Source organism: Labrenzia sp. PHM005 (assembly GCF_006517275.1).
GTDB lineage: Bacteria > Pseudomonadota > Alphaproteobacteria > Rhizobiales > Stappiaceae > Roseibium.
The window spans coordinates 311,252-325,725 of sequence record NZ_CP041191.1; the positions used below are offsets into that span (position 1 = coordinate 311,252).

Here is a 14,474-nt window from a genome sequence, read left to right on the forward strand (position 1 = left end):
AACATGGATTTTTCTCTTCTCAGCCAGCTGAATGCCGAAAGGGCAGCACGGCGCGCGGCGATCCTCGTCACTGAGATGGCTGATGGCCGGCAACGGCTCATCCAAAAAGATAAGCCCTATAGCGACGACCCTCTGGCTGAAGAATTCGGCAAGCGTTTCCGGTCCGGGAAGTCCGGCATTGTTGAAACGGTCCTGGGCGAGGCATTTCTTACAGTTTCAGTGCCAGCGCCCCGCCTTGTGATCATCGGAGCGGTTCATATCAGCCAGGCCTTAGTTCCCATGGCCAAGATCGCCGGTTTCGATGTGACGGTGATCGACCCGCGTACCGCTTTTGCAACGGAAGACCGGTTTCCCGGGAGCAGCTTGATCGCTGATTGGCCCGAAGACGTTTTGAAAGACCGGCCGCTCGATCCCTACACGGCCGTAGCGGCTGTCACACACGATCCCAAAATCGATGACTTTCCGCTGATGGAAGCGCTCAAGACAGGGTGCTTTTACGTTGGCGCGCTCGGCAGCCGGAAGACCCACGGCAAACGTCTTGACCGCTTTCGCGAGGCCGGTATCTCCGAGGGCCTCATGAACCGGATCGAAGCGCCAATCGGCCTTGATATTGGTTCTGCCTCCCCAGAAGAAATTGCCGTTTCTGTCTTGGGCTCGATCATCAAGGCACTCCGGAAACCGCTGGATAAAGCAACATGAAATTCGGTCCAGTCGCACCAAGCAACGCGGAAGGCAGTGTCCTTGCGCATTCGACAAAACTTGCGGACAGGACCCTAAAAAAAGGCCACAAGCTAACGAAAGACGATTGTAGGGCCCTTGCCGAGAGCGGCCTGAAGTCGGTTGTTGTTGCTTCTTTCGATGATGACGACCTGGATGAAGACACTGCTGCAGCAAGGCTCGGAGAAGCCGCCAAAGGCACAGGCCTTTATCAAGACGCCCCTTTCACCGGCCGGATGAACCTGTTTGCCGAAACCAACGGTGTTCTGGTCGTCGACACAGCCGCCGTCTCAGCAGCCAACCGGATAGATCCAGCGATCACATTCGCAACCCTTGCCAATTACACACGGGTAACGCCGGGCCGGATGGTCGCGACATCAAAGATCATCCCCTTTGCAGTGCCAGAGGCCCTGATCGAACAGGCAGAAACTGCAATCAATGGGGCCGTTCGTATCGCCGGTTTTTCACCCAAGAAGATTGGCTTAGTCGCAACCAAACTGCCCCATTTAAAAACGGCAACCATGGATAAGACCCGCCGTGTTCTGGAGGACCGGCTGCGGCCAAGCGGCAGCACAATCTTGAAAGAGCTGCGCGTCGACCATACGGAAACGGCCGTTTCGGACGCTATCAGCACGTTGTCGGCAGACGGCGCGGAGTTTCTGATCCTGTTTGGGGCATCTGCCGTCGTCGATCGAGCGGATGTTCTTCCCGCCGCCTTGGAAATGGCTGGCGGAACCGTCCGCCATCTTGGCATGCCCGTCGATCCAGGCAATTTGCTGATGCTTGGAGAGTTTGATGACAAACCGGTGCTGGGCGCACCAGGTTGCGCGCGCAGCCCCAAGGAAAACGGCTTTGACTGGATCTTAGACCGGCTGCTTGCCGGGCTGGAGGTTTCTGGAAACGACATCACTGCTATGGGGGTCGGTGGTCTGCTCATGGAAATCGGTACACGGCCGCAGCCGCGCGCTCCCAAACACACAAGGCCTTCGCCAAGAATTGCGGCCATTATCCTCGGCGCCGGCAAATCCTCGCGTATGGGCGGTCCGAACAAGCTTCTTGCAAAACTCGACGGCAAAACCCTGATCCGCCATGCGGCGGAAGCAGCCTGTGGGACGAACCTCACACAGACCATTCTGGTAACGGGACATCTGGCCGACAAAATCCAAGACGAAGTATCCGATCTTAACCTGACCACCGTGCACAACCCTGATTATACCGATGGCATGTCCGGTTCTATCCGGACCGGTATGAATGCTTTGAAGTCCGACATTGACGCCGTCTTGATCCTTCTAGGTGATATGCCCCGGATCACTTCAGATGTTCTGGGACAAATGATTACCGCTTATAGCCAAAACACCAATGACTTGATCGTCACAGCCACAGCCGGCGGAAAACGCGGCAATCCGGTTCTTTGGGATCGACGTTTTTTCGAAGCACTGAAGTCCTTGAGCGGCGATGTTGGCGCGCGGCATGTCATCGCCGACAATCCCGGATTTGTTGCCGAAGTGGACATCGGCGAAGCTGCCAGGCTAGATCTCGATACTCCCGAAGCCCTTCAAGCAGCCGGCGGGCACCTGCCAGATAAACACACCAAATGATTGTTTTTGCTTCTAAAGTATTTCCAAAATAGATAATTGGTAAAGAAGCTTTAACCGGCTATGCAACAAATGCAAAGCGGTCATGCTGGCTATTCTATTGCAATTTTGTGACATTGGCCTTATGTAAGCGCTGCGTTTGCTGAAGAGCGCCCTGCTTGCAGGGGGGACTATGAAAAATGTCCTGAACGCTGATTACATCCGATTTCTTTCGAAGGCTGTTCGGATCCTCACATGGGGAGGATGCTCGAGCGCCTTTGTTGTGTGCGTGACCAAATAAAGGAAACTGTCATGGCTGACTTGTCTCTTCCGCGTCCGGGCTGCTGCAAATGGGCAGAAGGTGATGCTGGTAACTACACCTTCCCGTGCAACAACCGCGTCGAGCCAGGCGTTTCTTATTGTGAAGAGCACCGCTCCATCGTCTACATTCCGCCGGAAGAGCGCCGCCGCAACCGGTCTGGTGGTGGCATGAGCCTGTCCTTCCGCCGCGCGGCTTAAAAACAGCTGCCTGATCCAAAAGGCACATATTCCCGTGGAATTCCACGAGACTTTAGGACCCGGTCATTTGACCGGGTTTTTTGTTTTTTGGCATTCTGATCGCCCTTACGGTCTATTACACACCGAAATATCGCAAGTTACCCTAGGTAAGTATAATACTTTTAACAATGTCGTAAATTGTATTTACAATATGCTAATCTTCTCACTGAAGTTACTGCGTATAGATACATACAATTTAATTCTTTATTTTTATTCTGGCGATAGATTTTGTAAAAAACTATGACACTGTGCAACGAAAGCGCTGGAATCAAAAATGATCGTCCAGTCGGAAAATGAAACCGAGCGTCTGAAGGCCCTTCGAACGCTGCAGCTTATAAACTCCGGACGCCTTCCGGAGTATGATGCTATCGTTGAGCTCGCGGCAGCTGTGTTCGATTGCCCATTTTCCCTGATTTCCTTCATTGAAGAAAAGGACCAGTGGTTCAAAGCTTGCTGCGGCATGGAGTTGGTGAGCAGTCCCCGTGAGATCTCCTTCTGCCAGCATGCAATCTTGTCTTCCGATCTCTTCGTCGTCCCCAATGCTCTCGAGGATGACCGATTTAAAGACAATCCCTTGGTTGTTGGCGATCCAAAGATCCGGTTTTACGCTGGCTGCCCAATCTCACTTGACGGGAAACACCGGCTTGGCACCCTTTGTGTCATCGATACCAGACCGCACACGCCAACCGCATCACAGCTCAAACAGCTACGCCACCTTGGCACCGTCGTCGAAGGTTTGATCAAAACCCACCAGGCAACGGTCGAAACAGAACAAGCTGTTAAGCAGGCGGATGCCGAGCGGAATACTGCGCTGCTCAAAGGCGAACTCCTTGAAGAAGTGGCGAGTGTTTCAGGTGTGGGCGCTTGGGAATTATGCCTCAAGTCCAACAATTTGACCTGGACCGCAAAAACACGCGAAATCCACGAAGTACCTGAGGATTTCCAGCCGACTGTTGAACTCGCGCTTGCCTTCTATCCGCCTGATAGCCGCAGCAAAATCTCCCACGCCATAGAGCAAGCAATTGAACAAAAAATTGGGTGGGATGTAGACGTTCCGTTCACAACAGCTACCGGCCGGAATATCTGGGTCCGAGCGGTCGGACGCCCAATATTTGAAGATGGTGAAGTCACGCGGCTGATTGGCGGTTTTCAAGACATCACAGACCAAAAGAAGACAGAAACATCCATCCGTGCGGCAGAAGCGACACAGCGAACGACACTGGAAAGTCTGAGCGAAGGGATTTTGCTCATTAGCAGATCCGGAAACATCCAGTCGATCAATGCTGCCGGTGCCGATTTTCTTGGCTATTCTCCCGAAGACCTTACCGGATCTCGGATCCAGGACCTCGATATTGAGTTGCGTTTCGAAGGCAACGATAAAACCAAGTCGGCGGCGATCCTACGAACGATTTCATCCCATCCGGAACGGGTAAACGACATCGTTGCGTGCGTTGCTCGCAAAGGAACATCTGACTCCTATTGGCTACGCGTCAACGCGTCCCCGGTTGAAGCAGAAAACGAGTTTGGATTGGATGGTGTCGTCGTATCTCTAAAAGACATCACCGAGCAACGGCGGCAAGAGGAAACACTAAAGGCTGTATTTGATAATGTTTCCGCCGGCATTGCTTGCTTTGACAAGAATATGCACTTTTCTGCGTGCAACAATTCCTTCCAACAGATGTTGAGTTTTCCTGAAGAACTGATTGAGCGAAAAGCTCACAAACTGGACTTTATGCGATATCAGGCGGCTCGAGGAGATTACGGTCAAGGCGACCCCGAGCAGCTTGCTCAAGAAAGGTACAACAACTGGGATCTTTCTGTTCCAACCCAAGAAGAGCGCGTGCAAGCCAATGGACAGGTTCTTGATATCCGCTCAACCGCGCTCCCTGACGGCGGCGTCGTATTTAACGTATTTGACATTACAGAACGGAAACAAACTGAGCAGAAAATCCTGCAGGCAGAAGCGATCCAAAGAACAACACTGGAGGCGCTGAGCGAAGGTGTCTTGCTGATTGACCGTAACGGGAATATCCAGTCCGCGAACCCCGCGGTCGTCGATCTCCTGAGATACCCCTTAGATGAATTGATAGGCCGCAACGTTGATCAGCTTGATCTCGACATGACCTGCGATATTGACGGGATCGGGCACTGTAACGAACCATTGTCGATGTCTGTCCGCGATCCGCATGTCATGACAGACATCCTAGTAAGGTTTACGCCAGCTTTCGGTTATTCGACGAGTTGGCTAAGGCTCAATGCACGTTCGATCGAAGATGATTCTCGGTCCGGTTTTGATGGTGTGGTTGTGTCATTGACCAACATGACCGAAACCAAAGTGCAGGCTGATACGCTTCAAGTCATCTTTGACAACTTCCCCGGCGGTGTCGTCCATTATGACGAACACTTCCAATTGGCATCCTGCAACTCCGCCTATGGCGAGTTGCTTGGATATCCGCAGGAGCTCGTCGATCGCAAACTCCATATATTGGATTATCTAAAATTCACTGCGGAAAAAGGGAACTTTGGGCCGGGCGACCCCGAACAGCTTGCCTTGGAAAAATTTAGTCAATTGAAATCTCCTGATCCGTACAATTTTGATCGGAGTACAGCAGACGGCAAGTTTTTGGAAGTGCGTGGGACACCGCTGCCTACCGGGGGAGCCATCTTAAATTTCTTTGACGTCACTGACCGCAAAAAGATGGAGAAAGAACTCGCAGAGAGCGAGCAGCTGGCCCGGCACCGGTTTGAAGAACTGGAAACCGTCCTTGCCAACATGCGCCAGGGCGTCAGTGTCTTTGATGAACGTGGCCGCATCACCCTTTGGAACCGGCAATACATCGACATCTTCGGCAAACCTGACGGTGAAGTCGTCAAGGGTAAGACATTGAGAGAATTGATCGATGCTGAAAAAGCCCGCGGCGATTTTGAAGGGGACGTGCAAGAACACATCCAGGACTTGATGATGCGAATGAGTGCCGGAGAAGTCGTTCGGTCCAAATTCGCCCATAAAAATGGCAAAATCGTTTCCGTCATTCATGCTCCTCTTCCCGGGGGCGGTTGGATCGGCACGCATGAAGACATCACGCTGCGCGAACAAGCTGCAGCCAAAATTACCTATGCGGCCCACCACGACAGCTTAACCGGTTTGGCAAACAGAACACTCTTTAACGCAACGTTAAACGACACATTGGCGAACGCGCGGATTCAGGGGACGACTGGCAACCTTCTTCTCATGGACTTGGACAAATTCAAACCGGTCAACGACACCTATGGGCATGACGTCGGCGACGAACTTCTTAAACAGGTTGCGATCCGTTTTAGGGACTGCGTCCGCTCGTCCGATCTGGTTGCGCGACTGGGCGGTGATGAGTTTGCCATCATTTTACCCGGGACCGGCCCCAACTCAGCGGGAACAGCAGAAATCGCCTCAAGGATTGTCGAAAGCATCCGCCGTCCGTTTAAGATTTATGCTGAGAAAATCGAAATCGGTATCAGCGTTGGAATAGCGCCGATTCTCGTTGGTGATGCAGATACAAGTACGATCATCAAAAAAGCCGATATCGCCCTTTATGAAGTCAAAAATCAGGGGCGCAATAACTTCCGTTTTTATGATGAGAACAGCACATTGCGGCCGATCAAGACACTCCATAAAGCTGGGAAAAGCTCGGTGGCCTAGAACCTTTGAGGGCTCCAAACAAAAAAACGCGGCCCGTTAGGACCGCGTTCTCAAAATCATCAGCAAATTGAAGCCGGATTAGGCCGCTTTCAACGCTTCTGCGACGTCCTTCAGCTGAGATAAAGTCATCTCGGCCTTTTGTTTGGTGTCGTCATCCTTGGCGTCAGCAACATCTTCTTCAGCATCTTTGATCTGCTGATCGAGTTGTTCTGCGCTGATTTCGGACACCGGGATTGCCTGTTCTGCAAGAACGGTCAAGCCGCCTGGCGCCACATCAGCAAAACCGCCGCGGACGAAGTATTCGTCCCACGCACCACCGCCATTGCGGACTTTCAAGATGCCCGGCTTGATGGTGGACATGAATGGGCTGTGGTTCTTCAGAACGCCAAACTCGCCTTCAGTGCCAGGGATCACAACCTCGGCAACTTCGTCGGACAGGAGCTGGCGCTCCGGCGAGACCAACTCAAACTGGAAAAGTTCAGCCATTTGGCGTCTTCCTTGTCAGTCTTCGGTTCAGATGGACAGTGCAAACGCAGGCCCATCAAACGGGAGTGAACCGGACATTCTCATGAACGTCCGGTCCGTCAATGCCTTAAGCGGCTTCTGCAGCCAGCTTCTGAGCTTTCTCGATGGCTTCATCAATGGAGCCAACCATGTAGAAAGCTGCTTCCGGCAGGTGGTCGTATTCACCTTCAACAAGGCCTTTGAAGCCCTTGATGGTGTCTTCCAGAGCAACCAGCTTGCCCGGAGAACCGGTGAAGACCTCAGCCACAAAGAACGGCTGGGACAGGAAGCGCTCGATCTTACGGGCACGTGCCACGGTGAGCTTATCTTCTTCAGACAGTTCGTCCATACCGAGGATGGCGATGATGTCCTGAAGAGCCTTGTAGCGCTGCAGAGTACCTTGAACAGCACGGGCTGTTTCGTAGTGCTCTTCACCGATGATACGGGCATCCAGCATACGGGATGAGGAATCCAGCGGATCCACAGCCGGGTAGATACCTTTTTCAGCGATGGCGCGGTTCAGAACCGTGGTCGCATCCAAGTGAGCAAAGGTCGAAGCCGGTGCCGGGTCGGTCAAGTCATCGGCAGGAACGTAAACGGCCTGAACCGAGGTGATTGAGCCCTTGTTCGTGGTGGTGATCCGCTCCTGCATGCCGCCCATGTCGGTGGCAAGTGTCGGCTGGTAACCCACAGCAGACGGGATACGGCCGAGAAGCGCAGACACCTCAGAACCAGCCTGGGTGAAGCGGAAGATGTTGTCCACGAAGAACAGAACGTCCTGGCCTTCGTCACGGAAGTGTTCAGCAACCGTCAGACCGGTCAAGGCAACACGGGCACGGGCTCCGGGAGGCTCGTTCATCTGACCGTAAACGAGGGCCGCTTTGGAGCCTTCTCCGCCGCCTTCCTTGTTCACGTTGGATTCGATCATTTCCCAGTAAAGGTCGTTGCCTTCACGGGTCCGCTCACCAACACCAGCGAATACGGAGTAACCGCCGTGCGCCTTAGCGATGTTGTTGATCAATTCCATGATGAGAACGGTTTTACCAACGCCGGCGCCGCCGAACAGACCGATCTTACCGCCCTTTGCGTACGGTGCGAGAAGGTCAACGACCTTGATGCCCGTTACAAGGATTTCAGCTTCGGTGGACTGCTCGATGAATTCCGGAGCTTCCTGGTGAATGCCGCGCTTGGCTTCGTGCTTGATTTCGCCAGCATCATCAACCGGCTCACCAATCACGTTCATGATGCGGCCGAGTGTGCCGTCTCCAACCGGAACCATGATGGCAGAACCGGTATCGACAACTTCTTGACCGCGAACCAGACCCTCTGTGGAGTCCATCGCGATGGTACGTACTGTGTTTTCGCCCAAGTGCTGAGCAACTTCGAGCACCAAGCGGTTGCCCTGGTTGTCTGCTTCAAGAGCGTTCAGGATCAACGGCAGATGGTCATCGAACTTGACGTCGACAACGGCGCCGATGACCTGGGTGACCCGTCCGACTTTTTTGTCAGCCATTTCCCTAATCCTCGTCTCGATCCCGTTACAGCGCTTCCGCGCCTGAGATAATTTCAATCAATTCGGTCGTAATCTGAGCCTGACGCTGGCGGTTGTAGTTGATCGTCAGCTTGTCGATCATGTCGCCTGCGTTGCGCGTCGCGTTGTCCATTGCGGACATACGGGCGCCTTGCTCAGATGCAGCGTTTTCCAGAAGAGCCCGGAAAACCTGAATGGAGATGTTCCGCGGCAGGAGATCTGCGAGGATCTCGGCCTCATCCGGCTCATACTCGTAGACCGCGCTGGCGCCTTCTTCGTCGTTGCCTTCACTTGCTTCGAAGTGAGCAGGAATCAACTGCTGTGCAGTTGGGATCTGGGCAATGACAGATTGGAAGGTCGCGTAGAACAGCGTGCAGACGTCAAACTCACCATTGTCGTACATGGAGAGGATTTTCCGGCCGATTTCATCCGCGTTGGAGAAACCTACGTTCTTGACGCCGCGCAGCTCGATGGTTTCGATCACGTGCTGGCCGAGGTCACGCTTGATCGCGTCGAACCCTTTCTTGCCCACACAGAGGATCTTAACCGTCTTGCCCTGCCCGATCAGGCTTTTGGCCTTTTCGCGTGCCAGCTTGGCGATGTTTGTGTTGAAGCCGCCGCAAAGACCGCGTTCGGCGGTTGCAACGACCAGGAGATGAACCTGGTCATTGCCCGTACCGGACATCAGCTTCGGAGCGTCGTCGCGGCCTTCAAAAGCCACGGCGAGGTTGGCCAGCACGCTTTCCATGCGTTCCGCATAGGGACGCGCGGCCTCCGCAGCTTCCTGTGCACGACGCAGTTTCGCCGCGGCCACCATTTGCATGGCCTTGGTGATTTTCTGCGTCGCCTTAACAGAAGCGATGCGGTTTCGTAAGTCCTTCAGGCTCGGCATGGCCGCCCCTGCTCCTTATCCCAGCGTGTGGTCTTAAGCGAAGTTCTTGGCGAACGTGTCGAGCGCAGCTTTCAGCTTGCCCGTCAGATCGTCGTCAAGTGCCTTCTTCTCCCAAATGGCGTCGAGCAGCTCTTTGTGCTCACCGCGCAAGAACAGAAGAAGTCCTTCTTCAAATTCCTTCACACGGTCAACCGGATGGTTGTCGAGATAACCATTCACGCCAGCGTAGATTACGGCGACCTGTTCTTCAGTCTTCAGCGGCGAGAATTGCGGCTGCTTCAGAAGTTCGGTCAGGCGTGCACCACGGTTCAGCAGGCGCTGGGTGGTGGCATCCAGGTCAGAACCGAACTGCGCGAACGCAGCCATTTCACGGTACTGAGCCAGTTCACCCTTAATCGGGCCGGCAACCTGTTTCATCGCCTTGATCTGCGCAGAAGAGCCCACACGGGACACCGACAGACCAACGTTCACAGCCGGACGGATACCCTGATAGAACAGGTCCGTTTCCAGGAAGATCTGACCATCAGTGATCGAGATCACGTTGGTCGGAATAAACGCGGACACGTCATTGCCCTGGGTTTCGATGACCGGAAGAGCGGTCAAAGAGCCCTTGCCATGATCTTCGTTCAGTTTCGCAGCACGTTCCAGAAGACGGGAGTGCAGGTAGAAAACGTCGCCCGGGAAAGCTTCACGTCCCGGCGGGCGGCGAAGAAGCAGAGACATCTGACGGTAAGCAACAGCCTGCTTTGTCAGATCGTCGTAACCAATCACGGCGTGCATGCCGTTGTCACGGAAGAACTCGCCCATTGCACAGCCAGCGAACGGTGCCAGGAACTGCAGCGGAGCAGCTTCGGACGCGGTCGCGGCGATAACGATGGAGTATTCCAGAGCGCCGTTGTCTTCCAGCGTCTTAACGAACTGGGCAACGGTTGACCGCTTCTGACCAACAGCAACGTAGATGCAGTAGAGTTTTGCATCTTCGTCGTCGCCAGCATGCAGCGGCTTCTGGTTGAGGAATGTGTCGAGGATGATCGCAGTTTTACCGGTCTGACGGTCACCAATGACAAGCTCGCGCTGACCACGGCCAACCGGGATCAGGGCGTCAATGGACTTGAGGCCAGTAGACATCGGCTCGTGCACGGACTTACGCGGCAGGATGCCTGGCGCTTTAACGTCCACACGGCGCTTTTCAGTTGCTTCGATCGGGCCTTTGCCGTCGATCGGGTTGCCGAGCGGATCGACAACGCGGCCCAGAAGACCTTTGCCAACCGGGACCTCAACGATGGCGCCGGTCCGCTTAACGGTGTCGCCTTCTTTAATGTCACGGTCAGAACCGAAGATAACGACACCGACGTTGTCAGATTCCAGGTTCAGGGCCATGCCCTTAATGCCACCTGGGAATTCGACCATTTCACCAGCCTGAACTTTGTCCAGACCATAAACACGGGCGATACCGTCACCGACGGAGAGCACCTGACCAACTTCAGAAACTTCGGCTTCCTGGCCAAAGCTCTTGATCTGGTCCTTGAGGATTGCGGAAATTTCCGCGGCCCGAATATCCATCAGCCGACCTCTTTCATCGCGAACTTGAGTGAATTGAGCTTAGTACGCAGTGAGGTATCGATCATGCGGGACCCGACCTTGACCACCAGGCCACCGATCAGAGCAGGATCAACCTTTGCTGCGATGTTTACGGATTTGCCCGTGGAAGCAGAGAGCGCTTCTTTCAGGGCAGCGACATGTTCGTCAGACAATTCAGCTGCGGAGATTACCTCAGCTGTTTCCTCGCCACGCTTTTCTGCAAGCAGAGCGCGGAACGCCTTGATCATGCCGGGAAGTACGAAGAGGCGCCGGTTACGGGCGGCCAGCTTCACAAAGTTTGCGGCCAGGCCTTTGATGCCAGCCTTGTCCAGAAGTGCGGTGAGCGCTGCAAGCTGCTCCTCAGCACTGAATGCCGGGCTTTTCACAAGACGGTCGAGATCGTCGCTTTCGGCAAGCATGCCTTCAAAAGCTGTCAGATCCCGTTCCACGTCTGCCGTTACGCCGTCACCCTCTGCAAGGTCGAGAAGGGCGGACGCATAACGCTGTGCCACGCCGGATACGAGAGATACGTTGTCAGTCACCAGGTCCGTGCTCTCTGACGTTTTTCATGCCCGCAAAACAGCAAGTGTCCGCAAGGCATTGAAAAAATGAATGATTTCAAGGTCAGAAGGTATGACGGTTAAACCGTTCCCCCAAAGCCGCGCCTCAATTAGCACAGGGTTTCCCAGTGTGCAACGCCGCCGAAAGGCTGTATTTGCCGATTCAGAGCTGTTTTTTGCCCTATCGTCATAAAAAGTGCTGCGAAACGAGACGGCCTAGCCCCCATAAACCTTTAGGTGGGTGCTGGAATTCTCCGCACATTCAGGCAGTTTTGTAATTAGAACTCATGCCACCAAAGAATAATGACGGAATTACAGATTAAGCCTCCAACTACGGTTGGAGCTCGCCGAATATCATCTGCTCTATACGGATATTGCTACCGACCCTGGACATAAACTCATCCCAAAGCGGGGCCTTGGCCATGTCTTTCACCTCGCATCAGTGGTTTTTGTGTCCGGTCACGAGGCCTAGGCAAAACGACACTTTCATCCCCTGCCGTCTTTTCAGCCTTAGGCATTGAAAAAACTTCTCCGTCCGGGAGAAAGCAGATCAAAGGAAATGCTGAGGGTCTATGTCGACCTGAACACGCAGACCTTTGCTGGGCTTTGGTCCAGCTGCGAGCCACGCACGAAGATAAGTCTGTAAATCATATTGGCGTGGTGCCATGGCAAGGAGGCGGAACCGGTAGCGCCCACGAACCATCGCAAGGGCCGCTTCAGCAGGCCCGAGCAGCGTAACGGCGGTATCCTGAGGCGCGGCGCGGACAAGCTGCCGGGCGTACCCTTCAGCAAAAACCTTGTCCGGCCCTGATATCACCACGGCCGCCAGGCGGCCAAACGGAGGCAGTCCGGCTGCACGGCGGGCTTCAATCTCTGCTTGGTAGAAGGCATGTTTGTCATTAGACAAAAGCGCTCTGATCACCGGATGGTCCGCGCTGTAGGTCTGAAGAAAACCCCGACCACCGCCAGTGACCCGGCCAGCGCGGCCGGTCACCTGCGCCAGCAGCTGGAAGGTTTTTTCCGCAGCGCGCGGATCTCCATGGGCAAGACCCAGATCGGCATCGACCACACCAACCAGCTTGAGTTTCGGAAAATTATGCCCTTTGGCGACCAACTGCGTTCCGATAATGATATCGGCGCCGCCTTCTTCGACGATCTTCATTTCCCGCTTCAGGCGTTCTGGCCCGCCGGGCAGATCGGATGACAACACCAACGTGCGTGCTTGGGGAAAAAGGTCGCTGACTTCTTCCGCAATCCGCTCGACCCCCGGCCCGCAGGCAACCAGTGTATTGGTGCTTTGACAGGACGGACAACTCTCCGGAACGCGCTCATTGTGACCGCAGTGATGGCAGACTAGTTTTTTCTGAAACCGGTGCTCGACCAGCCAGGTGCTGCAATGCGGACATTGGAAGCGATGACCGCAGGTGCGACATAATGTCAGGGGGGCATATCCGCGGCGGTTTAAGAACAAAAGAGATTGATCGCCGTTGGCATAAGATTCTTTGATTGCACCCACCAAACCCGGTGCCAGCCAGCGCCCCTGCTCCGGTCCGTCCAGACGCATGTCGATGGCGGACAGGTCCGGCAACGCCGCGCCCGAGGCTCGGTCGGGCAGTTCTACGAGACCATACCGTCCTTGTTCAGCGTTCACCCGGCTTTCGATCGACGGCGTGGCGGACGCCAGCACAACAGGAAATCTTGAGATATGACCCCGCACCACTGCCATGTCCCGGGCGCTGTAGGGCACACGGTCATCCTGCTTGAAGGCGCCATCGTGCTCTTCATCGACGATGATTAGTCCGAGTTCCTTAAACGGAAGAAACAAGGACGAACGCGCACCAATCACAACACGGACATCGCCAGAGGCGACCCCACGCCACACCCGGGCCCGGTTTTTTGGCGTGATTTCGGAGTGCCATTCAGCAGGATAGACGCCGAATCTTTGTTCGAACCGGCGCAAGAATTGTTCCGTCAGCGCAATTTCGGGCAAAAGGACCAGCGCCTGTTTGTCCCGTTTGAGTGCTTCAGCAATCGCCTCGAAATAGACTTCGGTCTTTCCTGATCCTGTGACACCATCGATTAAGGTCACCGCCGCGCCCTTATCAAAACTGTCTTGCAACGTTTCAGCAGCGGCTTGCTGAGCCGGAGTCAGTTCCTTTTGCGCATAGTCTAACTGGGGTTTCGGTGGCGGCGGTGCAGCCGGCATGAAAACAACTTCCAGAACTTCCTGATGGATCAGCCCGTCGATCACCGACGCGCTGACACCGGCCGCATGAGCCAGCCCGCTCTTGGTCCAGGCGAAGCCATCTTCCATGGTTTCCAGAACCCGCCGGCGCGCCGGGGTCATGCGCTCTGGTTCAGCCCCCTCAATACGCCTAACCCCGGGAACGGGTGCTTCCGGCTCCAAAGCCTCTTCTGATCTGAGCACCATGCGCACCACCATGCCGGGTGCACCAAGTGTCCAGCTAGCCACCCAGTCGACAAACCGGCGCAGATCTTTATCCAGCGGCGGTGTGGTCTCATAGATATGGGAAATGGATTTTAGTTTTTTCGGGTTGATCGCTGCATCCGGCTCCCCATCCCAGACAGCGCCAATCACTTCGCGGGGTCCAAGTGGAACCTTGACGATGGTGCCAGGAACGACCGTCTGGCCCGTCGGCACTTTATATGTATAGGCTACCGGCACCGCGACCGGCACCAGTACGCTCGCTATCGTCTCTTTTGGCTCCAAATCGTCAAACAGCACGGCGCTTCGCAGTCTTTCCCATGTGATCAGACACAAGTTTTCAAGCGGCCAGCCGTTTCAAACGACGAACCAATGCTGTGCCCGGAGATCGCCCGGATCTGGCTCCAGCGCAAGCCAACAAAATTTTGAGGTACG

10 protein-coding genes are annotated in these 14,474 nt (G+C 54.7%); 4 read left to right on the plus strand and 6 right to left on the minus strand.

The window, feature by feature from the left end:
• Positions 1-3 precede the first annotated feature (3 nt).
• The 4 genes from FJ695_RS01605 (at position 4) to FJ695_RS01620 (ending at position 6,525) form a co-directional block, all read left to right on the plus strand.
• The gene (locus FJ695_RS01605) at positions 4-699 is read left to right on the plus strand and encodes an XdhC family protein (RefSeq protein WP_141183806.1); all 696 of its coding nucleotides are present in this window, start codon (positions 4-6) and stop codon (positions 697-699) included.
• On the plus strand, positions 696-2,315 hold the full coding sequence (locus FJ695_RS01610; RefSeq protein WP_141183807.1) for an NTP transferase domain-containing protein: 1,620 nt from the start codon (positions 696-698) through the stop codon (positions 2,313-2,315). Before FJ695_RS01605 ends, FJ695_RS01610 begins: the two co-directional genes overlap by 4 nt.
• 288 nt (positions 2,316-2,603) lie before the next feature.
• Positions 2,604-2,810: a hypothetical protein gene (locus FJ695_RS01615; RefSeq protein ID WP_141183808.1), complete on the plus strand. Its 207-nt coding sequence runs from the start codon at positions 2,604-2,606 to the stop codon at positions 2,808-2,810.
• Positions 2,811-3,123: 313 nt separating this feature from the next.
• A complete protein-coding gene (locus FJ695_RS01620; protein WP_141183809.1) occupies positions 3,124-6,525 on the plus strand; it encodes a PAS-domain containing protein in 3,402 nt (1,133 codons plus the stop codon).
• Positions 6,526-6,603: 78 nt separating this feature from the next.
• Here FJ695_RS01620 and FJ695_RS01625 read toward each other — a convergent pair whose 3' ends face one another.
• The 6 genes from FJ695_RS01625 to FJ695_RS01650 form a co-directional block, all read right to left on the minus strand.
• Positions 6,604-7,011 (minus strand): F0F1 ATP synthase subunit epsilon, encoded by a 408-nt coding sequence (locus FJ695_RS01625; RefSeq protein WP_141183810.1) that lies wholly within the window; start codon positions 7,009-7,011, stop codon positions 6,604-6,606.
• A 106-nt stretch (positions 7,012-7,117) separates the two neighbouring features.
• Complete coding sequence (atpD, locus tag FJ695_RS01630; RefSeq protein WP_141183811.1) at positions 7,118-8,542, minus strand: F0F1 ATP synthase subunit beta; 1,425 nt, start codon at positions 8,540-8,542, stop codon at positions 7,118-7,120.
• A 25-nt stretch (positions 8,543-8,567) separates the two neighbouring features.
• Complete coding sequence (locus FJ695_RS01635) at positions 8,568-9,452, minus strand: F0F1 ATP synthase subunit gamma (RefSeq protein WP_141183812.1); 885 nt, start codon at positions 9,450-9,452, stop codon at positions 8,568-8,570.
• A gap of 33 nt (positions 9,453-9,485) precedes the next feature.
• Complete coding sequence (atpA, locus tag FJ695_RS01640) at positions 9,486-11,015, minus strand: F0F1 ATP synthase subunit alpha (protein ID WP_141183813.1); 1,530 nt, start codon at positions 11,013-11,015, stop codon at positions 9,486-9,488.
• Positions 11,015-11,575 carry a F0F1 ATP synthase subunit delta gene (locus tag FJ695_RS01645; protein WP_141183814.1) on the minus strand — a complete coding sequence of 187 codons (561 nt, stop codon included), beginning with the start codon at positions 11,573-11,575 and terminating at the stop codon, positions 11,015-11,017. Before FJ695_RS01645 ends, atpA begins: the two co-directional genes overlap by 1 nt.
• Positions 11,576-12,143: 568 nt before the next feature.
• Positions 12,144-14,339: a primosomal protein N' gene (locus FJ695_RS01650; protein ID WP_141183815.1), complete on the minus strand. Its 2,196-nt coding sequence runs from the start codon at positions 14,337-14,339 to the stop codon at positions 12,144-12,146.
• Positions 14,340-14,474 lie beyond the last annotated feature (135 nt).

Excerpts from the sequence above, each read along its gene's own strand:
- FJ695_RS01605 (WP_141183806.1), top strand. The coding sequence starts at position 4 with ATGGATTTTTCTCTTCTCAGCCAGCTGAATGCCGAAAGGGCAGCACGG.
- FJ695_RS01610 (WP_141183807.1), top strand. The coding sequence starts at position 696 with ATGAAATTCGGTCCAGTCGCACCAAGCAACGCGGAAGGCAGTGTCCTT.
- FJ695_RS01615 (WP_141183808.1), top strand. The coding sequence starts at position 2,604 with ATGGCTGACTTGTCTCTTCCGCGTCCGGGCTGCTGCAAATGGGCAGAA.
- FJ695_RS01620 (WP_141183809.1), top strand. The coding sequence starts at position 3,124 with ATGATCGTCCAGTCGGAAAATGAAACCGAGCGTCTGAAGGCCCTTCGA.
- FJ695_RS01625 (WP_141183810.1), bottom strand. The coding sequence starts at position 7,011 with ATGGCTGAACTTTTCCAGTTTGAGTTGGTCTCGCCGGAGCGCCAGCTC.
- atpD (WP_141183811.1), bottom strand. The coding sequence starts at position 8,542 with ATGGCTGACAAAAAAGTCGGACGGGTCACCCAGGTCATCGGCGCCGTT.
- FJ695_RS01635 (WP_141183812.1), bottom strand. The coding sequence starts at position 9,452 with ATGCCGAGCCTGAAGGACTTACGAAACCGCATCGCTTCTGTTAAGGCG.
- atpA (WP_141183813.1), bottom strand. The coding sequence starts at position 11,015 with ATGGATATTCGGGCCGCGGAAATTTCCGCAATCCTCAAGGACCAGATC.